The 26,161-nt window shown below is 38.8% G+C and carries 19 protein-coding genes, 4 tRNA genes and 1 pseudogene; 12 read left to right on the forward strand and 12 right to left on the reverse strand.

Annotated elements, in window-relative coordinates; genetic code table 11:
• Positions 1 to 21 precede the first annotated feature (21 nt).
• Together D1868_RS08940 and D1868_RS08945 are read right to left on the reverse strand one after the other, a co-directional pair.
• The gene (locus D1868_RS08940; protein WP_156007556.1) at positions 22 to 1,998 is read right to left on the reverse strand and encodes a class II glutamine amidotransferase; all 1,977 of its coding nucleotides are present in this window, start codon (positions 1,996 to 1,998) and stop codon (positions 22 to 24) included.
• Positions 1,995 to 4,136, reverse strand: a complete 2,142-nt coding sequence (locus D1868_RS08945; RefSeq protein ID WP_156007557.1) for a glutamate synthase-related protein — start codon at positions 4,134 to 4,136, stop codon at positions 1,995 to 1,997. The genes D1868_RS08940 and D1868_RS08945 overlap by 4 nt, the downstream gene beginning before the upstream one ends.
• A gap of 388 nt (positions 4,137 to 4,524) precedes the next feature.
• Here D1868_RS08945 and D1868_RS11170 point away from each other — a divergent pair, with 388 nt between their 5' ends.
• On the forward strand, positions 4,525 to 4,593 hold the full coding sequence (locus D1868_RS11170) for a hypothetical protein (protein ID WP_231112507.1): 69 nt from the start codon (positions 4,525 to 4,527) through the stop codon (positions 4,591 to 4,593).
• A gap of 29 nt (positions 4,594 to 4,622) precedes the next feature.
• On the opposite strand, the gene D1868_RS08955 is transcribed toward D1868_RS11170, so the two are convergent.
• The 3 genes from D1868_RS08955 to slaA all read right to left on the reverse strand — a co-directional run bounded on the left by D1868_RS08955 (position 4,623) and on the right by slaA (position 10,943).
• A tRNA-Gly gene (locus D1868_RS08955) sits at positions 4,623 to 4,698 on the reverse strand.
• A 129-nt stretch (positions 4,699 to 4,827) separates the two neighbouring features.
• Positions 4,828 to 6,276 carry a hypothetical protein gene (locus D1868_RS08960; RefSeq protein ID WP_156007558.1) on the reverse strand — a complete coding sequence of 483 codons (1,449 nt, stop codon included), beginning with the start codon at positions 6,274 to 6,276 and terminating at the stop codon, positions 4,828 to 4,830.
• 83 nt (positions 6,277 to 6,359) lie between these two features.
• Positions 6,360 to 10,943, reverse strand: a complete 4,584-nt coding sequence (slaA, locus tag D1868_RS08965; protein WP_156007559.1) for an S-layer protein SlaA — start codon at positions 10,941 to 10,943, stop codon at positions 6,360 to 6,362.
• A 475-nt stretch (positions 10,944 to 11,418) separates the two neighbouring features.
• On the opposite strand from slaA, the gene D1868_RS08970 reads away from it, so the two are divergent.
• Positions 11,419 to 13,362: a hypothetical protein gene (locus D1868_RS08970; protein WP_156007560.1), complete on the forward strand. Its 1,944-nt coding sequence runs from the start codon at positions 11,419 to 11,421 to the stop codon at positions 13,360 to 13,362.
• A 145-nt stretch (positions 13,363 to 13,507) separates the two neighbouring features.
• On the opposite strand, the gene D1868_RS08975 is transcribed toward D1868_RS08970, so the two are convergent.
• Complete coding sequence (locus D1868_RS08975; RefSeq protein ID WP_156007561.1) at positions 13,508 to 14,200, reverse strand: helix-turn-helix domain-containing protein; 693 nt, start codon at positions 14,198 to 14,200, stop codon at positions 13,508 to 13,510.
• Positions 14,201 to 14,236: 36 nt separating this feature from the next.
• Here D1868_RS08975 and D1868_RS08980 point away from each other — a divergent pair.
• The 3 genes from D1868_RS08980 (at position 14,237) to D1868_RS08990 (ending at position 14,680) form a co-directional block, all read left to right on the forward strand.
• Positions 14,237 to 14,312: transfer RNA gene (locus D1868_RS08980), tRNA-Pro, on the forward strand.
• A 67-nt stretch (positions 14,313 to 14,379) separates the two neighbouring features.
• Positions 14,380 to 14,453 (forward strand) — tRNA-Ala (locus D1868_RS08985).
• A gap of 153 nt (positions 14,454 to 14,606) precedes the next feature.
• Positions 14,607 to 14,680: transfer RNA gene (locus D1868_RS08990), tRNA-Ala, on the forward strand.
• Between the two features lie 256 nt (positions 14,681 to 14,936).
• Here D1868_RS08990 and D1868_RS08995 read toward each other — a convergent pair.
• A complete protein-coding gene (locus tag D1868_RS08995) occupies positions 14,937 to 15,251 on the reverse strand; it encodes a nascent polypeptide-associated complex protein (RefSeq protein ID WP_231112508.1) in 315 nt (104 codons plus the stop codon).
• 94 nt (positions 15,252 to 15,345) lie between these two features.
• Here D1868_RS08995 and D1868_RS09000 point away from each other — a divergent pair, with 94 nt between their 5' ends.
• Positions 15,346 to 16,614 carry an MBL fold metallo-hydrolase gene (locus D1868_RS09000; RefSeq protein WP_156007563.1) on the forward strand — a complete coding sequence of 423 codons (1,269 nt, stop codon included), beginning with the start codon at positions 15,346 to 15,348 and terminating at the stop codon, positions 16,612 to 16,614.
• Positions 16,611 to 17,780 carry a threonyl-tRNA synthetase editing domain-containing protein gene (locus D1868_RS09005; protein WP_156007564.1) on the forward strand — a complete coding sequence of 390 codons (1,170 nt, stop codon included), beginning with the start codon at positions 16,611 to 16,613 and terminating at the stop codon, positions 17,778 to 17,780. The genes D1868_RS09000 and D1868_RS09005 overlap by 4 nt, the downstream gene beginning before the upstream one ends.
• Here the strand turns inward: D1868_RS09005 and glmS are convergent.
• Both glmS and mvk read right to left on the reverse strand, forming a co-directional pair.
• Positions 17,767 to 19,536 carry a glutamine--fructose-6-phosphate transaminase (isomerizing) gene (gene glmS / locus D1868_RS09010; RefSeq protein ID WP_156007565.1) on the reverse strand — a complete coding sequence of 590 codons (1,770 nt, stop codon included), beginning with the start codon at positions 19,534 to 19,536 and terminating at the stop codon, positions 17,767 to 17,769. The two genes, D1868_RS09005 and glmS, sit on opposite strands and share 14 nt — an antisense overlap.
• Before the next feature lie 23 nt (positions 19,537 to 19,559).
• Complete coding sequence (mvk, locus tag D1868_RS09015; RefSeq protein ID WP_156007566.1) at positions 19,560 to 20,522, reverse strand: mevalonate kinase; 963 nt, start codon at positions 20,520 to 20,522, stop codon at positions 19,560 to 19,562.
• 31 nt (positions 20,523 to 20,553) lie between these two features.
• Between mvk and D1868_RS09020 the strand changes: the two genes are divergently transcribed.
• Positions 20,554 to 21,627, forward strand: a complete 1,074-nt coding sequence (locus D1868_RS09020; RefSeq protein ID WP_156007567.1) for a nucleotidyltransferase family protein — start codon at positions 20,554 to 20,556, stop codon at positions 21,625 to 21,627.
• Here D1868_RS09020 and D1868_RS09025 read toward each other — a convergent pair whose 3' ends face one another.
• Positions 21,628 to 22,464: a DMT family transporter gene (locus D1868_RS09025; RefSeq protein WP_231112359.1), complete on the reverse strand. Its 837-nt coding sequence runs from the start codon at positions 22,462 to 22,464 to the stop codon at positions 21,628 to 21,630.
• Positions 22,465 to 22,517: 53 nt separating this feature from the next.
• On the opposite strand from D1868_RS09025, the gene D1868_RS09030 reads away from it, so the two are divergent.
• On the forward strand, positions 22,518 to 23,036 hold the full coding sequence (locus tag D1868_RS09030) for a cob(I)yrinic acid a,c-diamide adenosyltransferase (protein WP_156007568.1): 519 nt from the start codon (positions 22,518 to 22,520) through the stop codon (positions 23,034 to 23,036).
• On the opposite strand, the gene D1868_RS09035 is transcribed toward D1868_RS09030, so the two are convergent.
• Positions 23,029 to 23,949: an ornithine cyclodeaminase family protein gene (locus D1868_RS09035; protein ID WP_156007569.1), complete on the reverse strand. Its 921-nt coding sequence runs from the start codon at positions 23,947 to 23,949 to the stop codon at positions 23,029 to 23,031. The genes D1868_RS09030 and D1868_RS09035 overlap by 8 nt on opposite strands.
• Positions 23,950 to 24,041: 92 nt before the next feature.
• Between D1868_RS09035 and D1868_RS09040 the strand changes: the two genes are divergently transcribed.
• The 3 genes and pseudogenes from D1868_RS09040 to D1868_RS11180 all read left to right on the forward strand — a co-directional run bounded on the left by D1868_RS09040 (position 24,042) and on the right by D1868_RS11180 (position 25,570).
• Positions 24,042 to 24,842, forward strand: coding sequence for a hypothetical protein (locus D1868_RS09040; RefSeq protein ID WP_156007570.1), 801 nt, complete (start codon positions 24,042 to 24,044; stop codon positions 24,840 to 24,842).
• A 187-nt stretch (positions 24,843 to 25,029) separates the two neighbouring features.
• Positions 25,030 to 25,292 (forward strand): annotated as a pseudogene (locus D1868_RS11175) (oxygen-binding di-iron domain-containing protein).
• 32 nt (positions 25,293 to 25,324) lie between these two features.
• A complete protein-coding gene (locus D1868_RS11180) occupies positions 25,325 to 25,570 on the forward strand; it encodes an oxygen-binding di-iron domain-containing protein (RefSeq protein ID WP_231112361.1) in 246 nt (81 codons plus the stop codon).
• On the opposite strand, the gene D1868_RS09050 is transcribed toward D1868_RS11180, so the two are convergent.
• Positions 25,547 to 26,146 carry a hypothetical protein gene (locus D1868_RS09050; RefSeq protein WP_156007571.1) on the reverse strand — a complete coding sequence of 200 codons (600 nt, stop codon included), beginning with the start codon at positions 26,144 to 26,146 and terminating at the stop codon, positions 25,547 to 25,549. The two genes, D1868_RS11180 and D1868_RS09050, sit on opposite strands and share 24 nt — an antisense overlap.
• Positions 26,147 to 26,161: the final 15 nt, after the last annotated feature.

Genomic DNA, 26,161 nt, shown 5'->3' on the forward strand with positions numbered 1-26,161 from the left:
TTACCCTATTTAAATTAAAAATCATTTCCTACCCCTAGCTTTTATTACCGTAAACTTCTCCTTTAATATTTCAGTATAATCAGAACCAATATCCTTTGAGAACTCTTGCAAAACGGGTAACAACTCTTTATACTCCGCCTCACTAAGCTCCCTATACTCAAACTCAGGTATTCCTACTTTCTCTTCGAACAATCTCTTGGCGTACTCTTTAGCTTTTCCCTTAAGCAAGTCCATTATCTCTATATATTCACGTTCTAGTAAAGACTCAAACTCTTCCTCACTAATTAAGTTTTCTAGTAATAGCGCTTTTAACAACCTAACTACTTCGACCTTAGGTGGTTGTAGCCCTATTTTAGACGGGGAAACCTTACCCCTTATGTATATTCTACCGCCAACCATTCCGGTTCCTACAAAATTCCCTACCGGTTCACGCCTCACGTTGGTCCCTAGAACTACTATTACACCGCCAGCCATATACTCCCCGAGATAATCGTCCACCATACCCCCGATCACTAGGTAAGGTCTTCTGTCCTTATACTCACGCATCTGGATTCCAACTCTGTTCCCAGCATTACCCTTTACAAACACTTTACCATTTTGTAAAGTTTGAGCCAAAACGTCCCTCGCATCACCATATATAACTACCTTTCCTCCGTGCATTGTATCACAACAGTCGTCAGCTACATTCCCATAAACATAAAACTCGTTATTCTCGTTTAAGTTAGCCATAGCGTTACCTACAACTCCGTATAAATTCACCCTGATTCCGTTAATTCCCAAACGCTTAAAGCTAATTCCTATAAACCTGTGACCCATTACATTAGCCACAGTTACCTCTTTTTTGCCCTCATTCTTTACCACCGATGCGATCAATCTGTTTAGTTCATTATAGTTAACATTCTTAGCGTCAATATCATACTTCTCAGGTACAAATATTGGAGGAGGAGAAAACGAACTCCTCTCCTCTTCATCCCTCCCGTACTCTATTACACCTTTATTAAGAGAGGCAATAAAATACGAGCCAGGCTTCAAAGTCCAAACCTTAGCCTTAGGACTTATCTCCCTAATCTCGTTTTCTTCACTGGCAACATAATAATAGCTCTCGTCTTCACCTATTATAGCAGGCCTGAACTTAGACCTGTCAGCTAATGCTATTAAATAAAGATCGTCACCAGAATCGTAACCTATTACTGCTGTGAAAGGCCCATCAAGCCTAGCATTACGATAATAGTAATCTAACTCCTTGTTTATCACCGAAAACCTCCTTGAGGGATTTACTAAAATTCTCGTAGCCTCTTCCACCGTAAACCCCTCGCTCAACAACTCCTCGAAGAGAAAAGCGATTACCTCGCTATCAGTACCGACCATTCCCTCCCATCCTCTCTCCATTAAGAACTCTAAATTGGCACCAAACGAGCTTACATCACCGTTATGAACTATTGCTATATTAAAGGACGAGAAGGGATGAGACCAATAAGGATAATGACCGGGTGAGTTCGTAGGTTGTCTCGTATGAGCTAACCATAAGTCTCCTTCTAACTCTTCTACCTTGTAAGTAATCGCTACATCTCTGGGATATCCTACCCCCTTATAAACCTTTAAAGACGAACCTATACTATATATTCTCCCCATCCTACCTTGCTTCCACATTATCTCGTTTATGTTTCTAAAGGCCTTCCTTAACTGAGTCAAATCTGAAATCGTTATCTCATATTTACAATCACAAACGTCCCCATCCATATACTCGATCTCACGGGACTTTACCTTAATTCCGTGAGAAGCAAATATGGATTCGAGTTGGGAAGGATCCCTCTCAAAGAACACCTTAACCAAATATTTATTATTAGAACTCTTATCAAATACTGCAAAGCCTGCGCCCCTATCACTCCCCCTATATCTTACTCTTTCTATTCCCCTTACCACCACTTCGCCCTTAATCCTCGGTGCGTTTTTCTTCCTTAATACGCCTAAAACACCACAACCTGATGGATGGATCATAACGAACCAGCCACCTTAACTCTCAGTTTTTTCAACACGTAAGAGTTCAGGTTAACAGCCCTTAACAATTCCCTATTTCCAGTTAGGGAGGACTGTACACTATATACACCTGCAGCACCAGCTAACAATGCGATCTCCTTCTTAAACCCCGCTATCAAATTAAAGGCCTTATCCTTTAATCCCGACCTAGAACCTTCACCTATCGCTACATCCAATACCTTATGACTCATTATAACACTATCAGCTCCCAACGCCACAAACTTAAATACGTCTCCAGAGTCCCTTATCCTACTGGACTTCGCTATCAAGTCAAACTTCTTCCTTACTCCCATCTCTTTGAGCTTAGTATCAACTTCTGATATTACTATTTCTAGATCTTCATTGCCAATATCCTCGTTGAATATAAATCCTAGAACACCCTTCAACTCCATTACCTCTTCTATAGCCTCCGAAGAGGAAGGCAAACATACGTAAGTGAAAGGTTTATAATCCTGACTCCACGTCATAGCTCCTTTACCATCAGAGGTTATAGAAACTTCTGAGTATCTGATGTCCGTCTCCAATGAGAAAACTCCAGAGCTTAGAGCCAGAGCAGCCCAACTCAAAGCTTCCCTCACTTCAGACTGAGCATCAGTAACGTCAAATATTATAGGTAGAGACAAGTAGAACCTCCCTTGAGCCAGATAGAAGCTAGTGTCAATATCTTCTCTATAGGGGTCTATTGAGGGTCTTGTAACCTGAGCACCATCTGACCTAAGCCAGTCAACGATCCTAGCGGGTTTTTCTACATCAGGTGGTGCAGTACTCCCCATGCTTGTTATCACGGGCTCACCCTTGTTTATCAACTCGTGAAGATATACTTTCCTCCTCTTGCTCCAAAGCTCACCTAATTTCGGCGGTAACTCCTCCTCTTCACCTTCAATTCCTAAAACTTCAAGCGTCTCCCTTGATAGTCCCTTACCTACTAATAAATCCCTCCTATTCTTTAATTCCTTTAGACTACTAAGGCCCAGATTTTCGAGTATGTTAGCTAACTCCAATGTAAAGCCTCTAATGTAATTAGTTAGGGTCTTAAAGCCGAACTCCATATCAAGCTCTCTAGTCCCGTCTATCTTATTAGTCAAGGCTGAAGGGCACGAGCCAATATGACACTTATGGACCATTGCACAACCCATCGCTATTAAGGCACCAGTACCTATACTAACAACATCTGCTCCCAAAGCGATCAGTTTCGCCGCATCAGTCGCATCAGCTACCCTACCTGCAGCAATTATAGTAAACTTATCCCTCATACTCTGCTCCCTAAGTACACGATCGCTTATAGCCACAGCTAACTCTATTGGAATCCCCACGTTATCCCTTATTACCACGGGTGTAGCACCTGTACCTGCACCGTGACCATCTATTATTACTCCGTCAGCACCCATCCTCGCAACACCTGAAACTATATAGGGAATGTAGTTAGTCGCCGCTACTTTAACGAAAACCGGCTTACCGGTGGCTTCCTTAAGGGCTTCAATCCTCTGTCCTAAATCTTCTATCGAATATATATCGTGATGTGGGGCTGGGGAAATTGCGTCAATACCCACTGGAATCCTTCTGGTCATGGATATAGGTTCGGTAACTTTACTACCAGGCAAGTGCCCACCTATACCAGGCTTCGCTCCTTGGCCTATTTTTATTACAACAGCAGCACCATGGGATAGAACGTCGTAATCTACTCCGAATCTTGCCGAAGCCCATTGTACGAATATCCTCTTATATTTAGCGACTTCAGGATGAAGTCCACCTTCACCAGTACCTGCTAAAGTTTGAGTATAATCAGCTGCCTTAGCTATTACTATATTCGGATTACCGCTTAACGCTCCATAAGACATATCTCCCAAATACAATGGGGCTGACATGTATATTCCTGCTATTTCCGTAGAGGTGTCAGAACTCGGATTCTCTCTCAGCGTAGATTTCTCAATTTTAAACCTTACCCTATCTAAAATGCGGAGTGAATTACCCCAGTCAGGAAAAATTTTATACGGTTTCCCTGTTAGGGCAAGTTTCCTAATATGCTCTATCCTTTCTATGTTCCAAAATTCTCCGTCAAGCTGTTTAGGCAACGGAATATAATCCTTTATGATCAACAACAGAGGTCGCTGGTATTAATTTGCTCAATATCACTATATATTTGTTTATAAGAATAGAATCAAACTTTACGGTTTCATATTTCCTCATAATAGGTATTAATCCTCGTAAATTTATGTCCCATATTATGAAATTTAAGCTCAAGTTTTAAAAATTATAGATAAGAGCTAAAAAAATATGGAAAGTATTTAGTTATTTAAAGTATAAACTACCTAGATAAGATGCTAGTATCGTCATTTTATTAAAAATTTTTTAACTTTAATCAAAATGAAGGAAATGAAAGGGTGAATCCGTTATTTATCTAGAAATTGAAACATTAGATAAAATAAATCTAAAATAAGATCATAAGAAATCTATCCCGTTTTTAAGAAAGAGAACGTAAACGGTGAGATAAAGGAAACTTACATAGGCTCCTTAATTGACGTCGTTGGTATATCTGAAATTGAAATCGGGGTATAGGAGGTGTCCCCCACTCGGATATCCCCTAATGCGGCCGCCGGGATTTGAACCCGGGATTACCGGCTTGGGAGGCCGGCGTCCTAATCCAGACTAGACGACGGCCGCAATTAGATAGTTGAATAACGTCGTAATAAATTTTACTCCGGTAAAATGAAAAACAACGTTAAAACATAAAACCCTAAAAAGAAGATTTAGGAGAATTTTTGGAAAAAAAGTAAAATAGTTAAAAAAAGTTTAACTTATCTTCCTATAGACAAGGACTATAGCTATTATTGCTACTATTAAACCGAGTATACCTGCAATTATTCCTCCGTATACTAATGGTGTGATTCCGCTTACCTGAGATTTCAACTGGGATACGGTAGTATTTAGGCTTGATAACTCAGAGCTTAGTGTACTAACAGATGTCTCTAGGCTATTCACAGTCCCACTTAATCCACTTGCTGTCTCATTAACAGTGATTAACTCTTGGTTCAAGGTATTAACCTCTTTCGTCACTGTAGTTATGCTCTGGTTCAAGGAGGATAACGAAGTAGTTAGAGAGGTTATGCTTGCGTTCAATGCTTTGATCTCACTGTTCAGTGAATTGATCTCTGTTTGAATTTGTTCAATTAAGTGTTGCAAGTAAGCTAATGAATTGTAGTAGGCTTGTACAACTAATGGATTGGATTGTGTTAAAGTCATATAACTGGCGTTAATAGTTAAAGCAACTTCATATGGTGCTGAAGTAGTGTTAACTACCATAGCTTCTATAGTTATGTTATAGTCACCAGCATAGGGACCACTTGTAATTGGAGATACTGATAACACCTTTACTAGTGAAGGATATGCTGAGGAAGCCTGAACAGTAGCATTGCTAATTGGCATTCCAGCGAATTCTACTTTAACTATAATAGACGCAGGTATACCTTGGGTTACAACCACACTAGTTAAAGGAGCATTAACACTACTTGCGTCAACAACTGTTCCGTTCTGCATTACCATAAATGGTATTATTGTAAGCACAGCAGGATACAGTTTTATAACCTCAGTAACACTCTGGTTACCTACGATAGAGAAAGTAACAGAGCCATTTACGAACCCACTGGACATTGCTACTGCTTCAAATGTCTGAGTGAAGTTAAACGATATTACGGTGAAAGTTACAGTTCCAGAAGGCCCAGTAGTCCCTTCAGTGATCAGTTTATGAACACCGTTGGTCACGTTATATAGATATACCGTAGCTCCGCTTAATGGAGTACTAGTTTCTCCGTTAAGTACCTCTATAGTAACAGTGGCTTGAGCTGGAATGTACACAACTTGTATTACTCCAGTTTTAGTTCCTAAAGGACTTGGAGCTTGTACTGAGACAGCTATTGTATACGTGCCAGGTGTTGATAGTAATCCTTGTCCAAAAGTTCCCAGTGTTTCTATTATAAATCCTTGAGCATTTGTTTGGGCTGGAGGTAAGTCAACATTAACACCAGATGGAGTTGTTATAGTTATTGTTACTGGATCATTAGCATATTGAGAACCTGCAGATGCATTAAGGAACAACGTCTGACCATAATGATATACTTGCCCGTTAGTAGATGGGGAATAGAAAGTTATACCATTACTAGTATAGGCTGCATTAAAAACTGTAGCCATCGATATTGCTACTAAAACCAACATTATACCAGATATTAATGTAGGATTTTTCATATTTTACACCACCCATATATAATTCGGAAATTTTCAATAAATAAAAAAAGGATTTTTAACTTTTTTACCAAAACCCCCTCACTTCATGTAGTTATATTTACGTTAGTAAAGTACAACGATACTGGATATTCAGAGATAGTAGGTCCGCCAGCATAAGGTACTGCGAATAATATTATCACGTACTTCCCTGCAGGTAATGAAGATATACCGTTTAATTGTACGTACACTAGTAAGCTCTTTACACCTTGTGAAGTAGCCAGATAGTATAGATATGGCTTAGCTACTACTTGTGAGTAGGAGTAGTAGACTATCTCTGTCGGGTTAATTATCTTTCCAGTAGTTGCATTAAAGTCACTAGCTGGGTACACTAGTGCTTCTATGTAGAACTCTAACGGATATGGTAATACGCTAGTTACCCATATCTTTATTACTTGGTCGGTGGGCGTTATGGTTAATGATCCGTTGTAGTAATAGGTGAACTTGTTAGCACCGGGTATAATACCACTTGGATAGTTGAATGGTGCTAGTCTTATCGGAGTGAAGTTCAAGGCAGTCATATATGTCATTCCGCTATAGCTCTCTACTGGGTCAGACACAGTGTAGTATATTATTGCATTGAATCCTACTGATATGTTCCTGTATGGCACGCTAGGTAATAGGAAGTATCCAGCAGGTCCTAGTACATATTGTTTACCACCTAATATTATCGCAAGGCTTCCGTTAGTGTATACAGTAGTGTTGCTAGCAGTCTTTACTGTTACTGCAGTGCTATTAGGTACTATTATGAATGGTAACGTACCGTTGAATATTGTACTATTTGGAGCTGTCTCAGGTATCGTTGGCATCACGTCACCAGATACCGTAGTTGGCTTCCCGTATACGTTAACTACTACAGTCTGTCCACTTGTAGCATTATAGTATATCATAGCCTCATACTTAGGTCCTACAGTGTTATTGGTGACAATTGTTATGTTAGTTAACACTAAGGACAATTCTGAGGACACAGCACTGGCTGCATATTGTTTATCAGAGAATGACAAGAACGGCTGTGTATACACCTTCTCAGCTATGAACCATGGTGGAGCAAATGTTGGAACTGGGTAGAATGGATATGCAGTAAAGAAGAACTCTACTAGTCCAGGCTCCTGAACTATTGGCATAATACCTTGTTGAGCTAAGATCTTTGCAGTAGCTACCTTAGTTTGGCCAGTTATGTAGTCGTGATAAGATATAGACAAGTTGCTACCGTTTAATGCAGTGACCGTTGTGTGCAATATGCTCAATAAACCTGGAACGCTTATCTGGAAGTAGAAGGTACCGTTACAGTACATTTGTTCTTGTCCAATTAGGGATACGAACAATGTTGTCAAGTTGCTGAAGGATGGAATTATCCTTACTACATTTCCGTTAGGATAGGTTACGTTAATTGATAGCATCTCACCTAGTAGTTGCTGTGTAGCATAAACGTTTACTAGCTCATAATTCTGTGAATTCCACTGCGCACTCACTAGAATACCATTAGTAGTATTAATTGCTCCTAGAGCTAGATATGTTGGTAATATAGAACCATAATATGGTTCATATAATACCAAAGTTGCGGAGGTCGCGTATAGTGGTATAATGTTACCCTTGAAGTAGAATGTTAAGTTAACTGGAGGTACTTGCATTGTAGCTATTACCTTGTATGCTCCACTGTACTGGAAGTCGTGGTATACTGCATAGTCTGTGGTTTCGTATACAAACTTAAAGCCGCTGCCTATGAAGGATGCGTTAGGCACTATTAAGTATATACCGGGGCCTTGTCCTACATAAGTTCCATTAACTGTCACACTACCACTTGCTGAAGGGAATACATATCCGTCTACTTGATACCTTACATATAAGTTGATCGTGAAGTTGGGTTCAGCAGCTCCTGGGTATGGCGTTCCAGCAGGTGCAGCTTGTGGTAATAGATCCATGTAACCTACAGTAGCCATGTTTCCAGGCAATACGTTATTCATCATTACCTTTCCACCAATTATTGACGTTACATTGAGACCGGCTATACCATATATAGGAACTGCATAATCACCATATCCACTGTTTACTGTCTCGGACTGTAGGAAGTAGTAGTTTACTAACGGATTGTTACTACCGTAGTATTGTAGATAGTATAATGCTTCAGCATCGGGCTTTGAATTCGGAATACTGTATATTGGAATAACGTTACCATTAACAGAAGCATTTACTGTTGTTGGATCAAATGGAGCTACTTGTGAATATGGTAAATAGGATACACCAGTTGAAGTTACTGTACTATACTTTCCGAATTCTCCACTTACATTGTATACAGTGCTAGAATTGAATATCACTGCGCCAGGAACAACCCTATTGCTGAAGTTCAGACCACCAGTAGGTATAGCAACAGTGAAGCTTCCTTCAACATATCCTGGATCTAGTATTGCATCAGGATCGTATATAGTCAGTGGGACGGAGTTACTACATATGAAATAAGTAGACGGAGGTTTTTGAGTAACACTTATTCTTGGAGGTATTATTATAGCGTAGAAGTATCCGTGATTAGCCGATACTGTACCATTCTGAGTATTGTATGCTGTTACTATTACGCTGGTTTCATTAGTCCATAATCCAAAGTCCACTAACGTGATATATGCAAGCTGGGGTACTGCCTGGAATTCGAGAGTTATTGGAGACTGACCAGTGGCTACAGCTGGAACATTAGGAGCTTGTAGTAATAAGGCAAAATATGGTAACTGAATTGTTCCAGCTAAGTTTAGATAACTATTGTACATGTTCACTGTGAAGGTCTCTTGAGTTCCATTGATGTATAATGGGTACTCACCATTGGTAAATCCTTGATAGAATACAGATATCATGTATCCCATTGCACTGGTTCCATTTATAATGGGGTATGCAGGAGTTATTATTAAGCCATTGAAGCTGTAGTCTTCAGCTGGTACGTTAGCGTAGGTTAAGGTGGCGTTAGTAAGCAGCGTTGTAGTTACGGATGCCGCAGTTGATGTGAAGTGACCTACCGCAGATATCTGGGATGATCCTTGTATTGCTAAACTGGATGGTGGAGTGGATAATAATGCGCTCTGATAAATGGGACTATTAACACCGCTTACCCAAAGTCCTTCATAACCTGTAGCAGTTAACTGGATTGTACCACTGTAATAGCTTAAAGTAGGCTGTGTAGGTTCCACTAGATTTACAGTATAGGTTTTACCATTAAATGTACCCGTTAGAGTTGCCCCAGATGGAATGTAGTATGCATATACCGGTAGTGTGAAATTAGTGGGATAAGGTTTACCGTTAATAAATGCTACTGCTGTTACATTTCCTATATTCGGAAGATAGAAGTGTAAGTTATGTACTGTTTCATTTACAGTACCATTCTTGGGAACTGGTGTTAATGTTAGTAAGTATAAGTAGTATAATATTTTCCCATTATAATACAAGACGCCGGAGGGAGGAATTACCATACCATTTAATGTAGTAGTGTTAGTGGACGTTATTACGCCGAAGAACTCTAGATACCCGTTGGAGAATTTATACGCATTAAACTTGAAAGTACTGGGGTAGTTATCAATTGACGCTATAAATGCCATACTAGCAAAGCTTAATGTTACTGGGCCTGGTGATGAGTAGTTTAACTGGAATGTAAATTGACCAGGTTTACCGGCGCCTAATAATCCATCAACTAAAGTGAAGTTAATTAGAGCTCTACCCCATATCACGGGCTTTGTTGTTGCTACACTAGCTAGTGCGGAACCTAGATAATCATTAGCTTGAGTTGGATTAATGAATCCAGTTTGTGATGGTGAGGTAGAAAATACGAGTGGACCAAATATTATTACATGGTTACTATATGAGGAACCTAACGTAACTCCACCTATTGTAGTAGCTTGTAATGTAGCATATGCAATAAACTCTGCTGACTGATTCTTTGCAAGATTTTGCAGAGTAGTGAGGCTTGATAAGTCTTGTAGGATTGTATAAGCAGAGGTACCTACAGATTGATTTACGGCCTTACCGGTTGTTGGATAGTATAGAGTGCTGTATGGGTTAGTGACTATGTAATTCACATTAGCTGAAGATAACGTAGTTACGTTGTTTATACTAGCATCGTAATAGAATATATCAGATTCGTATGCTTGACTAACATCTGGCAATACACTCTGTAAGTAGTTTATGGGTATTTGCTCAGGCTTACTTACAGAGCCATTATACCCTACACCTACTAGGAAGAACACTATCTTTGATGCTGCATCATAATAAACATAGTAGGTGTAAGTAGTGCCTGGTAGGGTTAGATTTTGAGGTAATGTTACTAGCTGCGGAGAAATATATACTTGGCCAGTAACAGCATTTTGTTCTTCAAAATACATCTGTATGTTATTAGATACTGCTAAGATCAAGTCAGTTATAGCATTGTATTCATTAGAGTTTATCTTAGTCAAGTTAACATTTGAAACATTTACTACAAATGCAATCGACTGTATCTGCAGACCATTAACATTAGTTATATATATAGCACCTATCTGCCCAGCAGATGGTAAACCTCCTGCTGCTTGTGGTATTATAGTTGTTAATAATGGACTTGCCTCAATTACAATTGAAGCTATAAATAACGTAGATAGGATTAGACCTAACAGTCTATTCATATCACTTCTAAGGGAATGAAGTTCTCTCTATTTATAAATTCTTTTATACGATTGTATACACGTAACAGTTTGGTATTTAGACCAAATTTTATAGTTTTAAACGTTGAATTAAACTATAAAATATAGCTTTCTAATACATCTTAAGACCGGTATTATGCTAAAAATATTTAGTTTTAGTTCTAATATACAAATATTATTTGATATTTGTTTCTGGTATATTTCGACATATAAGGTCTAAAAAGCAGTTATAATACAATAAGGAAACACCACTTACACGTAGATATATCTTGATTCCTAAATCACTTATCTAGTATTGTAAAAAGTATATCCTAATTATTAATTTTAAATTTAGACTAAATATAGGGTGTAGGTTTTAAATCAAGTACTTAAATAATATTACCAAATTATAATAAGTCGATGATAATACCTTTGGCCAAAGAACTTATTTACCTTTTTTAGTTTAACCTAATTTAACATGAATAGAAGATTCTTATTAGGCATTATACTACTGATACCAACACTTTTAATGCTTTTTTCACAGATACCGCTCTCATTAGCGCAAACGACTTCTAACTATTCAACTGCAGGTATATACATATTACCAGGGCCTCAGGTTAACCCACTAGGGATGAGCCCACCGCAAATAGTTTTGCCTACTTCGACCGGAAGTGCGACTTATTCACTGATAATAATAAACAGTAGGGACACCCTAGCTCAAGTTCCAGTATACTTAGATTCCTCATTATATACCACTGTAACACTACAACCTTATTCGTATAAGGTGCTAAATCTGAACTTGAATACCGGCCTTCATGAAATTCAAACTAACGGCGAAACTTTTTACGTAAATGTCACTAAAGTAAATAATGCTACTAATGGAGAGATGACATTAAACGGAAGTGTCAACGTTTATGTGTTCAAAGCTCAGCCGGGACATATCTATAAAGTATACTATAATATGACATCCTCCTTGTCTTCCTTATCTCAAGAATATGGCTACTTTGTGACAAACCTAGCTAATAATGGGTACGGTGACGTTGTCTGCCAAGCTTCTCCATCTGGAACTTCAGGTAGTATTATCTTCGCAGTACCGCAGGATATAGCCCAAGGTCTTTACTACATCTATTTGTACCGTGGTTATGAGGGTTTTTCCAATAACGTTTCTTATCCTGCTGCGTATGTGTACGGGCTTATCATAGTCAATGTATCTTACGGGATTCCAACAACATTATCTACACCTTCAGTGTTTTCAGAGAACGGAGTAACATTTGAGGTTCAGAATGTCAGCGGATATACTTACTTACAAATCAATTATCCTTTCAGCGAAGAGAATATGTATACAATTACCGTGTACACTACGAGTGGTACTCAAACTTATACTATAACTAACACGAGCGGTGGAAGTTACTCCTTACCCGGAGCACCCTTTGGAAGTTATAATGCTGAGGTGTATGGAGTAAACGTTCCTTGGGCTTTCTCTAACGGCTCGACAACTCTAAAGTTGCCACAATTCTATAAAGCAGTTATTCAGATAAAGTCCCCTCTAGGTACGGTGACATTAACATATCCATCCACTCCTATATCTACAGTTACTGTAAACCTTGAAATATTGTCAACAAGTGGTGTTCCTATACCTAATGCAAAAGTGACCTTATATAACATTAGTAATAAACAGCCTATTACTACTTACACTACTAATCCGCAAGGTTTAGTGCCTATTACTTTACCGCAAGGGACTAAAATTAACGCAACAGTAAGTGCTTCCGGTTATATTAGTAACTCTACCGTAATAGTCTTCAGCCAAAACGAGACTGTAAAGATATACCTAACTCCGATATATCTGAACTTTAGTATAACTCAAATATCTGAGAAACTCAATAACGGAACTACTGTAACTGTAACACCTTCATCTATACTAAGTATCTATGAGGGAGCTACCCTAAACTTAAGTTTTAAAATTATGACCAACAGTCCGTATAACGTCTCTGTAAATGCGACTCTAAACAATGTTGAGATCCCGGTTGTCATGAAAAATGGTTTGTATACAATAACTTACACCTTCGCAAATGTCAATACTTACACCTTGAAGTTAGAGGCTAGCAGTAACGGGGCATCAAACACCGCGGAAATAGAGATTAAAGTTATACCTATTAGTACGTCTTTAACTACTACCACAACAACGACTACTACCTCACAGTCTACTACAACTACAACACAGTCTACTACAACAACTACCTCGACCACTAGCAGTACTACACAGTCTACCACCACCACCTCGACCACAACAACAGTAAGCTCGTCTGTTATAGTCCCACCTACTTCAACTACGTCAACCTCGCCCAGCTTTGTACCTATCCTAATAATCGTGGCAATAATAGTGATAGCAGCAGTAATTGCAATAGTAATTCTAAGAAAATAAAAAGATTTTTTCTACAAATTAAATATTATATAACTTTTTCTTCCTTCTTTCTTCTTTTTTTTATTCATTATCAATTAAAGATAATAATAATAATAACAACAAAAAAATTACTATTTTAGTTTAGTATATGTAGCAGTAGTAGTAGTTATATACTTCTTAACCTCTCCCTTATTTCTTTAGGATCTTTTAATATAGATATTATTAGAGTTATACCATCTTTCTCAGCTAAGAGAAGAGCTAAGGGATCTAATTTCACTGGCCTATGTAATACAATAATTGAGGGTTTTATAGGGGCGATCTTTAGGGCTATAAGGGGTGACCTCCCTGAACTCACGTTGGTGAACACTACCACTCTGCCCAGCATGAAATTTAGGAGTTGATAAAACTCGAGACCTTTAAGGCTCATTATAGCCCTTATACTATCGGTAATAACCCAGCCGTAAACCTTTGTTTCTGGAATTGATGAATTTGGTATTACACCATCTAAGGCTTTGGCTATATCATCTACATTAACCGGTGATTGGAAATCGCCCATGTCGTCTATAAAGGGTAACATAAGTGTGTAACCTTTGATCAATTCGTTAATTACTCTATACCCCCTTTCAGCATCTATATCTATGAGCCCCCTAACAAATTTCCTTAAAAAGTCTATACCAGGCTTCCTTCTTCCTCTTTCATAATCGGCTATAACTGATTGGGATATCCCCATGTATCTGGCTAGTTCCCCTTGAGAGATGTTAAAGGCCTCCCTCCACTTCCTCATGGATGCACCGGGGGATTCACTCCAGCTTATATCTCCGGCGATTCTTTTTGCAAGTGTTTCAATTAGATAATCCATAGTAAAAGCTATAAGTGAAGAGGAAATATTCTTAGTGGGCCCGTGGTCTAGCTTGGACTAGGATGCGGCGTTCGGGTCGCCGTGGTCCCGGGTTCAAGTCCCGGCGGGCCCAGAACCTTATATGTTGTGGATTTTAGAGTGCTGAATTTTTAATTACTTGAAGCGCATTTTATAGTAGTGGGCCGGTAGCTCAGCCTGGAAGAGTGCTCGGCTCGCAACCGAGAGGTCCCGGGTTCAAATCCCGGCCGGTCCACATCATACTGATATCTCAAGGAACCTAATTCACAATTACTAGGAATAAAGTATGTTAAATAAACATGGTATTTCAGGCTCCTATACGTTTACCTTTATCACAATTTCCTGAGGAAAAACTTAAATCCACTAACTAAATGTTACAAGTTAAAGTGGGCCGGTAGCTCAGCCTGGAAGAGTGCTCGGCTTGCAACCGAGAGGTCCCGGGTTCAAATCCCGGCCGGTCCACTCTGTCGGTCCTTCGACTTCCACGAATTAACTTAGCTATTAAATTCCGTTTGCCTAAAATTACCATCTCAGTGTGCAATTATTACTTTAGAGTACAAGAATAAATTGACATAAAAATAAGTTAAAACACTCTTGTACAAACTGCTCATTGCTGTAATTATTTCACCTTATGGTTTTTCACATTACATGTAAGCAGAAAAGAAGTATAAGATCGATCAATTATGTTACAAAACCGCAGATTATGAAAAGTAATCGATCATGTACTACCTTTTCCCTCTCCGCTTGTTAAAAGTAATATAGCCTGCGCTATATCACCGTTAGTCTTTTGTAACGCTTGTCTAACTTCAGCTTCACTCTTACCCGTCTGTTCCATCACGAATTTCACGTCCTCATCCCTGATTTCTATTTTCTGTTCCTTAACTTGTTCCTTAGCACTTCCTATGACTGTATATATCTCCTGCCCTTGTTGTGTCATTTTAAGAACTGACGGGTTTTCAATTACCAAAGTTTTATCTTGTAGCTCAATAATTACTCTCAAGGCGTCTATTTGTTCTGTCTTTATCCCTAGCATTCTCTCTAAGTTTTTGAATTGATTAGGTTTTACTTTCACATATAAACTTCAGTAAAACAAACTTAATAGCTTGGCGGTTAAAGATTAATGCATAATGAGTAACTATATGATAAAAATACTTGGCGGAGGAAAAGAAGTAGGAAGGGCTGCTATTGAAATCGATAAAGGAGATTCTGCAATTATTTTAGACTACGGCGTTAACTTTGACCCCAACGACAACCCTAACCTACCTTTACAAGACACTCCAAGTAAGATAAAGGGTTTCATAGTCTCTCACTCCCATTTAGACCATGTAGGAGCTTTGCCTTTGTATCAGATTTCTGGAAATTACCCCGTTTATGGCACTAGGATAACCAGGTTGATAACAGAAATTATGTTGAAGGACTTTCTGAAGCTTTCAGGGGCCAAACTTCCCTTTGAGTGGGTAGAAGTAAAGAAGACTATGGATAACTTCAGGAGCGTAGACTACTATAAGGAGTTTGAAGTCGATTCTTTTAAAGTAGAACTCGGAAATGCTGGACACATTCCAGGCAGTGCTATAATTAAGGTTAAGACAGAAAAACAGACCATAGCCTACACGGGAGACATTAACTTGACTAACACTCATTTAGTAAGCCCGGCTGATCTGGAGTTTCTCAAAGACGTTAACGTATTGGTGATGGAGAGTACTTACGGTAGGTTCAATCACCCCGATAGAAAAGTCGTTGAGGAGGAGTTCTACGAAGCTACGAAGGAAGTTCTAGAGGAAGGTGGAACTGTCTTAGTTCCTGCTTTCAGTTTATCGAGAAGTCAAGAGATTCTATCAGTTTTGGCTGACAGAAAGATCGAGTATCCGGTGTTTTACGACGGCATGGTAAAAGAGATTACCGAGTTAATGATCCAGAACCCCGAATTCATAAACAACTACCCAGCGTTGAAGAGGGCTTATGGCAATTTCAAATACGTCGAAGGTTGGGGGAGCAGGAACAAAGCAGCAAGAGGAGAAGGCGTAATAGTTAGCAGCGCGGGGATGCTGAAAGGAGGCCCTGCAGTGTACTACTTTAAGAAGGTCGCAGATAACCCTAAGAACGGGGTGTTCCTAGTTAGCTACCAGGCGGAAAATACTCCGGGTAGAAGACTTCTGGAGACAGGCAAGTTCGATGAGTACTCGCCTATGTTAAAGGCGAGGTTTCAACTATTTGACTTTTCAAGCCACGCCGGGAAGAATCAGTTAAAGCAAATAATTAAGGCAGCAAGTAATTTGGAAAAAGTTATTTTAGTCCATGGCGACCCTTCGAGCTCCTCTAGGTTAGCAGAAGAGGTTAAGAGAGAGTTAGGAATATATGTGGAAATTGCCGAAAACGGTAAGGAGATTAAGCTATGATCCTTTTGTTAATCCACGCATCTAAGTTCTCGTTTTCCGTTAAAGAAAAAGCCGTAAAGGAACCCGAAGAACCTAGCTTAACATCTTTACAAAAGGATAACACTTTAGTAGTCTTTACAACAGTAGAAAAAGGGGATGATGATAAGACCGTAGAAAAGGCTGTTAACGAAGTTGTTAGAGTGTTAAATGACGTTAAGGCTAGCTCTGTAGTCATATATCCTTATGCTCACCTTTCCGATAACTTGGAGAAACCCAAATTAGCCGTCCAGGTCCTGAAGGACTTTGAAGAGAAGTTGTCGAAAGCAGTAAGCGTTGAAGTTTATAGAACTCCTTTCGGCTGGTATAAGCAATTTATGATAGACTGTTACGGTCACCCCTTAAGCGAACTTTCGAAGAGGATAAGGGCTGATGAGATCAATTATCAGAAGAGTGAGGAACTTAAAATTTGCGAGAAGTTCGGCTTCCCTAATTCTCCTCATGCATCTTTCATGAGAAGGGCTGTGATAGAATACATAAAACATCAAGTTAAACCTGATTCCATAATAGAAGGTGAGGGAGAACCGGAAAATGGAGAAATGGTTATATCTTATAGCACTCCCTCGGGGAGAAGGTTACCTTGTGTAAATGAAGAACCCTTAATTAAGGTGAAAGTGAAAAGGGATTTAGATGGTATCCCCGAGTCCTTCTCCGATTCTAAAAACACCTACGTTATAAAGACTAAGACGGACAAGGGTTACGCAATAAACGTGAACATTCTCACTTACTATTATCTGTTAAATGCCTCCAGAGATAATCCTCCTACTTTACCTCTTTGGCTTTCCCCTATTCAGGTTAGGATAATTCCCGTAAAGAAGGATTTCATAGAAGATTCAATAAAAATAGCTACACAGATGAAGGTAAGAGTTGATGTAGATGACTCTGACGAAGGTCTGGGTACTAAAATAGCGAGGGCAGGTAAAGAGTGGATCCCCTACTTAGTCCTTCTCGGAGAAAGAGAAGTCAAGACAGGTTCCCTAACGGTTAAGGTGAGAAAAGGGAATGAACAGAGAAGCTATTCCTTGGAGGAACTACAAAAGGAGATTATATCACAAGACCAACTACTTCTACCCTCTTTCCTACCCCTTACTTTAAGTAAAAGGAACAAAAGGTACATTACTCTACAGTAACTGTTTTAGCCAAATTTCTGGGCTTATCAGGATCAAGACCTTTGCTAACAGCTGCATAATAGGCTATCAACTGAATCACGGGAGATATGGATAACGCGGGGAACTTTGAGTTAAGGAATATTTCAAGCTCTGCCTCCCCTAATTTTCTATTGACACTGATCATGTAAATTTTCCCACCTCTAGCCTTCATCTCCATAACGTTGTTTTTCAGTAATTCAGGCATTTCGCCGTCGTTTATAAACACTATTGGGAACCCGCTCTCTACTAGGGAAATAGGTCCATGCTTGCTCTCCCCAGCTGGGTACGCTTCAGCGTGGACGTAAGATACCTCTTTAATTTTTAATGCTCCTTCCATAGCTAGCGGAAGTGAAAGACCCCTCCCCAAATAGTATATGTTCTGTTTCTTTGCCAGTTCTTCACCAACCCTTTTGGCAAAACCTTCTGTCGCATTAATCGCTTGTTCTACTTCCTTATCTGCGTCCTTTAATGCTTTCCAATCCTTTCCAAAAGCATAAGAATAAAGGAAAAGGAGGGATGCAACTTGAGTAGTAAAAGTCTTGGTAGCCGCTACACCTATTTCCGGCCCAGCCCTCATGTAGATCTTGTAATCACTCTCTCTAGCTATAGCACTCTCAATGACATTTGTTATAGAGACTACTTTAGCCCCTTCACTTTTCAATTTACGTATAGACTGTAATACGTCTATCGTCTCTCCACTCTGACTTATTGCGATAATTAGGTCTCCTCTCTTTCCCTTTACGTTATAGTATTCTGAGGCAATAAGCGGAATAGAAGTTATCCCTTCTCTAGTTAAGAGTAAGGAGAAATATAAACCTGCATGATAACTGGTCCCAGCTCCCGTTACAATCACCCTTTCTGCTTGCCTTATTTCTTCACTTATCTTTTCTACTACGTCCAAGTCAGACATAAGACTGGAGATCGTGTCCCTAACCGCTTTAGGTGACTCATGTATCTCCTTTATCATGAAGTGGGCATAGCCTTCTTTTGATGCCGTCTCAACGTCCCAATCTACTATCCTTATCCTCTTATGCACGTCTACTACGTTACCGTTCAGATCTTCAATGTAAACGCTTGTATTCGTCAGGAACCCGATCTCACCGTCAGATATTACTAGAATCCTTTTTGTATAAGGGAGAAATGCCGGTATATCACTCGCAATATAGTTCTCCCCTTCTCCCAGTCCTATAACTAAGGGGTTGTCCCTCTTAGCAAAGAAGATCCTTTTTTCACCGTCGATTATCGCTAAAACAGCGTAACTGCCATCTAACGATTTTATTGCTGACTTGAATGCCGTAAAAGAGTCCATACCCCTCTTTATAAATTCCTCTATTAAATGAGGGATAACTTCCGTGTCCGTCTCACTGTTGAACTTATGCCCTAAAGACTCTAGCTCTGCCCTTAGCTCTTTAAAGTTCTTTATTGTCCCATTATGTATCACCGCTATCCTTCCGGAACAATCTGTGTGAGGGTGAGCGTTATAGTCGCTTGGAGCCCCGTGTGTAGCCCACCTTGTATGACCAAGAAATATATAGCCAGACATTTCAGGTATTTTCTTCTTTAAAGTGACCTGCTCTACAGTACCTTTAGCTTTCCTTACTTCAATTCCTTTACTGCTCAATGAAGCGACTCCTACGCTATCATACCCTCTGTATTCGAGCCTCTTAAGTGCCGAAATTGTGATCTCGGAGAGTTTTTTGCTCTCCTTTGATGAGATAATACCTATTATACCACACATAATTTATTTTTGAGTCGGTCTCACTAAATTAATTTTACCGTAACACCTTGAAACGTAGGGTTAGCGTTTATTGTTTTACCTCCCAACGCGTTAAGTAGCAATTCTGCCCTTTGGTCTTTTATACAGATTACTGCACCACCTCCCCCACCGCCGCTGACTTTACACCCTTTAACCCCTGAAGCCCTAGCCATCGAGACAAACTGATCCAACACCGGAACTGTGATCCCCAAAGAGAATAGAAAACCGTGATTTACGTACATTAATTCCCCTACTCTATCCGCATCTCCTGAGGTAAGAGCAGTTCTAGCTTCTACAGTGACCTTTTCAATACTGTCCAACAGAGTCGTAAACAGGGAAGGATTTTTTTCTTTCAAACTCTTCACATTACGAAGCATCTCGGCTGTGGTCATAATACGCCTAAAATAACCTGCAGAGAAGGAGATCGAAGGAGGAACTTCCAATTTCTCTACTTTTCCCTCTTTAATGAAAACGAACCCTCCGTACGTTTCTGTATGCGTGTCCATAATACTGGCAATTCCTTGAACCCTTAACTCTACTTCATGAGATATTTTGGCTATTTCTTGTTTCTGTAACTCTAATCCTAAAAACCTGGAATAGGCTGCAACAGTCCCTACTACTACCGCTGCACTAGTGCCTAGTCCTACTGAAGGTTCTACATTTGATTCTATTTCAATAGCAGCTTTTTTCCCGTCCTTATAACTGTAATGCTCATTGAAATAGTTAATAACTTCCGTAACATAAGCGATAAGTTTTCTCACATTGTCATTCTCTATTTTAAACTCATGTAGGTCTACCTTGACGCCTTTTATCTGTAAGTTCTGAGAAGAGACGTAAAATTTCTCGCTTTCCCTCACTCTGACTTTAATGCTTTCAGACACTGTATACGCTATCGCCGGCTTTCCATATACTACAGCGTGTTCTCCAAACAGTGTCAGCTTAAGGGGTACCTCTGCTTCTACAATCATTATTATTAATTCCCCAATTAGATATCACAATATGGAAGCTATTATCCTTGCTGGAGGGAAAGGAGAGGGTTTAAGTCCCTATTCAGACAAAGAACAGAAGGAGACAATAAGCTTACTCGGTAGAATGTTAATCTCTTATTCTATTCAAGGTTTAAAAAAGGCGGGTATAAAAGACTTCATAATTGTTACGTCGCAGAAGGGGGAAAAGAGACTTGAGGAGGAATTACAAAACGAGAAGGAGATCAGCATCGACATCGTTATCCAAAAAAGAGAGGGAATTAACGGGGCTATAAAGGACGGAATGGAGAAAGCCAGTGGTGATAATGTCGTTATAGCTTTCGGAGATATCGTAGCACCTGAGGAGTTTTACGTTAGCCTAATTAACGCTTATCTGACTTCTGGTGCCGAAGTGGTAGTACCGTTAATTCCCATAAGTGAGGGGTTACAGACATATGGTTTAGCGAGGTTGACAGATAAAGGAATCGAGATAACTAAAGAGGGTTCTACTTTAGCTCTTGGCGGAGTTTATGTAGTGAAAAATGAAGAGATAGATGACTTTTTGACATATTTACAGTCCAAGGGAGACAAACTGAAGTACTTTATATGGAGTGAGGAGTGGCTTGACGTTGGTTATCCTGAAGATATTATTAACGGAATCGAGATGATGTTAAGGAGAGAGAAAACTAGGATTTCCGATAACAGCGAAATCTCTAAGACGGCAATAATTGGTAAGAAAGTAATAATAGACGATTATGCTGTCATCGACGATTATGCTGTCATCAAGGGACCAGCATATATAGGAAGAAACGCATATATAGGAACCTATTCGTTAATTAGGGACTATTCTTCCGTGGAGAATAACGCCATAATAGGAGCTTACTGTGAAATAGCAAGGAGCTCAATCCAACCTTATGCTGAAGTAGGATCCAAGAGTTATTTGTCATCTACTATAGTAGGTAGGAAAGCTAAAGTCGGAGCAAATGTAATTACTTCTAGCTACCCTGCAACCGTGATAAGAGGAAGGATTAGTAAATTGGGAACATTGATCTCCCCAGAGACCCAGATACCTCACGGTGAAATCCTAAAACCGGGGAGTAAAGTCTAATTACCGTGGAAGTGCTCTATTGATTTTCTGTGAGATTATAGTCAGAAATACTCCCAACAGTACTATTGCAGTGCCTAATAGTTGCTGAAATGTTGGAACTTCACCTAACATTATAAACGAAAATAGATAGGACATGGCCGGCACAAGTAAGGAGAGAGAACTTGATAAAAAAGGGCCCAATTGCTTTATAGAGCTAAACCACGCTATGAAGCCTATTGCCTGAGCTGTAATACCGATTATCACAGCGACTAAAATTCCGGATATATTGAACTTAAAGTAAAAGTTAATCGGAGTAAAGGGTAGCAAGAATAAGGCTGAAAACAACGCCATAAAAGAGTTCAGTTTAATGATGTCCTTCTCTATTAGAAACACTTGGTAATATAACGTACCTATTGCCCATATAAGACCGCCTATGAGTGATAGTATACTACCCAGGTTGAACCCAGTTATCCCAGCTGAGTAAATTGCCCCTGAAATTGCAATAATTGTCCCGAGAAGTTGAAGTATTGTAGGTTTCTTACCTAAAAAGACTGCACTCAATATGACTAGGAAAATCGGTTGTGTATATATAAGGGTTGCAGACAGAGCTGGATTTACTGAAAGCATTACGCCAAAGTTAAGAAAAAGCATGAAGAGTGCTACATTAATCAGCCCACCTATCATTTCCTTTTTACCATAAGAGAGACCTCCACCATAGACTGTAAGGATTATCCCCCCAGTAACTAGCCTAATTACCGCTAGTAGTATTGGGGAAACGTAATTGAGTGCTATCTTTATTAGGGGATATGCGGAACTCCAGACCAAAATTACCGTAATTATCGGTAAAAGTTTTCTCATTTGGTATAACTCTAAGTAAAGCTAATTAAAGCTAAATAACGATGTTAAGTGAAATGTGGTATACTGGGAGTGGAGACAGCGGAAAGACTAAAGTACCTTCCGTAGGAGAGGTATGGAAGGACGAGGATATTGTTAACGCCTTAGGGGATTTAGACGAGTTAAACTCCTCGCTCGGTGTTGTTTCATCACTTTTCCCAGAAATAAGACAAGACATTGAGAAAATTCAGAACGACATATTCACTATTTCATCTGAAATTGCAGGGTTCGAATTAAACTTTAGCACTGAGAAGATTAAAGAACTAGAGGAAATGATAAAGAAATATTCGGAACCACTCAAACCATTGAAGAATTTTGTATTACCCGGTGGCCACCTGGCTTCCTCATTTCTTCATCTTGCAAGGGCAGTATGTAGAAGAGCTGAAAGGAGTATAGTTCGACTTTCTCGAAACCATAAAAACGTAAAGCATGAGCATGTGGTTTACCTTAATAGGCTTTCATCTTTGTTATTCGTCATGGCACTTTACGTTAACGAGAAGACTTTTAATCCCAACGTAATTTGGAAGCCTAAGTGACCTTTATACCTATTCCCCTTTTTACAGCTTCTTCATAAGCAGTTAGTGCTGTAATGTTATCTTGAGCCGCAATTCCTACGGTTTTAAATATAGAAGGTCTCTCGACTTTAATGCCTTTGTTTATGATCTCACCAATCTCGATGGCTTTTTTAAGTATCCCGCTCCTTACGGGTTGCATATAATCTCCCGTCTCTTTAGATACAGCCTCTAAGGAATCTACTAAGTATGTCCTAGCTTTTTTCACAGTTTCATCATCTATTTCTCTAGCTTCAGGGGTATGGGCTCCTATGCTAGAAATATGAAAATCATCTTTCAAGAATTTTCCCAACACTACTGGTGTAGAAGAGGAAGTTGTTGCAAATATGACGTCTGAGTTCTTCAACAGAGTTTCTAGATCTACAGCTTCAGCTCCGAATTCTTTAGCTAACTGAACATGAGAACTCCTAGCCGTTACCATTATTCTTGATAACTTTAGATAGCCACTTGCAATCTTTATATGATATCTTGCCTCCATACCAGCACCTATGACTCCTAAAGTGCCGATATTCCTTCCCCCAAACGCTAATTCTGTTGAGAGAACACTTGCAGCTGAAGTTCTTATTGCAGTTAATGTAGTACCATCTAGAAGAGCTAAAGGCTCTCCAGTATCGGGCGAAAACAGTAATACAGCACCTTGAACTGAGGGCAATCCCTTCTTTTTATTCTCGGGTATAACATTAACTATCTTAACTGTAACAGACTTATCCCAATAAGAAGGCATTATCCCCCACCAGTTACCTTTTATAGTAAGCAATTGCCGTTGAGGTTGTATTATCCTTGAGGAGGAAAATAATGAGAAAGCTTGTCTGACTGCACTTACTGCTATTTCAGGGGTCAATAATTCTTCTAGATTGTTTGACGTTAAGACGATCATTTCCAACAGTAATTTAATTAACACTGTTAAGGTTTTAAATCTCACTTTATGACTAGTTATATTTTTAATCAACTAAATTAGAATTATAATTGATGATCACTCATTTAGCTGAGGAGACGGTTAATACTAATTCAGATAACGTTATTGCAGTAGTAAAAGATGTCGATACTATACTCTCATACTTTCCATATCAAGTAGAAAGAGAAAGGAATATAATCACTTTACAGTTCTCGAGATTTATCATTTTAAGCTTAAGAGATACTTTTGAGGTGACTTTTTCTCAGCAATCATCATTAATGTTTGTATATACTCTTAACTCTCTTAGGAAAAATAACAAGTTCCAAATATTTATTAATGTAAAAGATAACAAAAACTTTACTAGTCTAGTTCACTTAGCAATCGAATATAGTGGAGAAAAAGAATGGATAGTCAAAAAATACTTACCACATATAGCACACAGCTTGCTAGAGGGGATAAGTAAGGAAGCTAAGAGAGCTTATGAGATCAAAGCACAGGAAAATGAGAAAGAGTTTGATTACTCAAGACAATTAAACAAACTAAGCTTTGTCTCAAAACTATTGTTGAAGTCACGTCTGATAAAGTCTGAAGGGATTTCAACACCTAAAGGACAAATTATAGATACAATCCTAAGTTCCATAGCGGATATTCTATCAAAGTACAAGACAATTTATGTGTCTGCCTCATCAACTTTCTCGTCGTTCAGATTATTATTCATTAATGGAGACTTAAAGGGTATTTATGTTAATGAAAACGGTAAAGAATATTTTAGCGACGAAAATATACTAAATTCCTTATCTGGAGAGTTTAAGGTAAACGTGTATGTACTTCTAGTACCTGAAATTCCAAGTGTTGTTAAAGATGAAAATTCATGAACCATACATTTTATATGAATCAGATAATCACAAGTTCATTTGGTTAGGTTTAGACGAGAGTAAGGCAGAAAAAGGGATTCTAACAAATAAATATCTTATTGTCTACGGAGATTAGAATATACTACTAGACCTACTTCATAATTTTGAAAATACATCTAGATTTGCAAAACCTGAGAATATTAAGGCTATTCTTTATAGCCATCAAGACCCAGATATCATAGGGGCTTAACTTTGTGGTTGGATACTGCCCCTAATGCCAAGATATATGTATCCCATCTATGGGAGAGATTCACTCCGCATTTAGGGGTAGATCCTAGAAATAGAATTATAGACCTTCCTGACGAGAGCATGGATATTGGTTTCGGTTCTTTCAAAATTAAAACAATTCCAGCCCACTTTATGCAGTCATCAGGTAATTTTCACCTAGCAAGATTTTACTTCTCGGAGTAAATGGGTGCAGCAGTGATAAGTGGTACTTAACAGTGGATAATTTTGAGGAACACGTTAAGCTTATGGAATGGTTCCACAGAAGATATATAGCGTCTAGAAGAGCAATAGAGCTATGGGCTAAGAGAATTGAGGGTTTAGAGATTAATATAGTAGCACCTCAACATGGCTCAATATTTATGGGAGAAAATGCTAAGAAATTCTTAAACTGGTTGAAAAACCTTGACAAGGTAGGAGTTGATTTTATTTCATCTAACTTAGATTTTTCCTATTTTTATTAGTAAAAGTACACCGATTATTATGAAAACTACAACGATTGCTAAGATTATATAATTACTCTCCGTTAAAGACCCTTGAGTAAAGGTTTCTTGCAGATTGTTATATTCGTTAATTAGTGAGACTTGTAAAGAATAATTATCATAATTACCGTTAGCATAATTTAGAATTCCGTTTACATAATAAGCTTTTATTGGTATTTCTAAATTAGAAAAATGGTAATATCCAGAATATACTGATGCGTTTTTCCCATTAAACTCCTCGTATCCGACGAACGTTAAATTCATCGTATTAAACATTGAACCGTTATATGGAAGGCACTCTAACTTAGACAAAGGGAATATGTAATTCTTTGTAATGCTTGTTCCGTTATTAAAACTTGCAATTATTACTGTAAAATTAACTATATCTTTGTTAATCGAATTTATGATGAAGGTGTAATTGTAAGTATAAATTTGGTTGCCGTGAGTAATAGTAACTTCATATACTAAGACATCTCCAGTGTTCAAGGAGTTGGTAACTCCGTTAGCAATTATAATCCCAATTCCCAATATTAAGAGTAAAATAATGACGGATTTCATCAGTTTTATTACCAA

The sequence above is a fragment of the Stygiolobus azoricus genome, from assembly GCF_009729035.1.
Lineage (GTDB): Archaea > Thermoproteota > Thermoprotei_A > Sulfolobales > Sulfolobaceae > Stygiolobus > Stygiolobus azoricus.

Excerpts from the sequence above, each read along its gene's own strand:
- D1868_RS08970 (WP_156007560.1), top strand. The coding sequence starts at position 11,419 with ATGAATAGAAGATTCTTATTAGGCATTATACTACTGATACCAACACTT.
- mvk (WP_156007566.1), bottom strand. The coding sequence starts at position 20,522 with ATGATTGTAGAAGCAGAGGTACCCCTTAAGCTGACACTGTTTGGAGAA.
- D1868_RS08960 (WP_156007558.1), bottom strand. The coding sequence starts at position 6,276 with ATGAAAAATCCTACATTAATATCTGGTATAATGTTGGTTTTAGTAGCA.
- D1868_RS09000 (WP_156007563.1), top strand. The coding sequence starts at position 15,346 with ATGAGTAACTATATGATAAAAATACTTGGCGGAGGAAAAGAAGTAGGA.
- D1868_RS09020 (WP_156007567.1), top strand. The coding sequence starts at position 20,554 with ATGGAAGCTATTATCCTTGCTGGAGGGAAAGGAGAGGGTTTAAGTCCC.
- D1868_RS09035 (WP_156007569.1), bottom strand. The coding sequence starts at position 23,949 with ATGATCGTCTTAACGTCAAACAATCTAGAAGAATTATTGACCCCTGAA.
- D1868_RS09050 (WP_156007571.1), bottom strand. The coding sequence starts at position 26,146 with ATGAAATCCGTCATTATTTTACTCTTAATATTGGGAATTGGGATTATA.
- D1868_RS08940 (WP_156007556.1), bottom strand. The coding sequence starts at position 1,998 with ATGATCCATCCATCAGGTTGTGGTGTTTTAGGCGTATTAAGGAAGAAA.
- D1868_RS09040 (WP_156007570.1), top strand. The coding sequence starts at position 24,042 with ATGATCACTCATTTAGCTGAGGAGACGGTTAATACTAATTCAGATAAC.
- D1868_RS09025 (WP_231112359.1), bottom strand. The coding sequence starts at position 22,464 with ATGAGAAAACTTTTACCGATAATTACGGTAATTTTGGTCTGGAGTTCC.
- D1868_RS08975 (WP_156007561.1), bottom strand. The coding sequence starts at position 14,200 with ATGGATTATCTAATTGAAACACTTGCAAAAAGAATCGCCGGAGATATA.
- D1868_RS09030 (WP_156007568.1), top strand. The coding sequence starts at position 22,518 with ATGTGGTATACTGGGAGTGGAGACAGCGGAAAGACTAAAGTACCTTCC.
- glmS (WP_156007565.1), bottom strand. The coding sequence starts at position 19,536 with ATGTGTGGTATAATAGGTATTATCTCATCAAAGGAGAGCAAAAAACTC.
- D1868_RS09005 (WP_156007564.1), top strand. The coding sequence starts at position 16,611 with ATGATCCTTTTGTTAATCCACGCATCTAAGTTCTCGTTTTCCGTTAAA.
- slaA (WP_156007559.1), bottom strand. The coding sequence starts at position 10,943 with ATGAATAGACTGTTAGGTCTAATCCTATCTACGTTATTTATAGCTTCA.
- D1868_RS08995 (WP_231112508.1), bottom strand. The coding sequence starts at position 15,251 with ATGCTAGGGATAAAGACAGAACAAATAGACGCCTTGAGAGTAATTATT.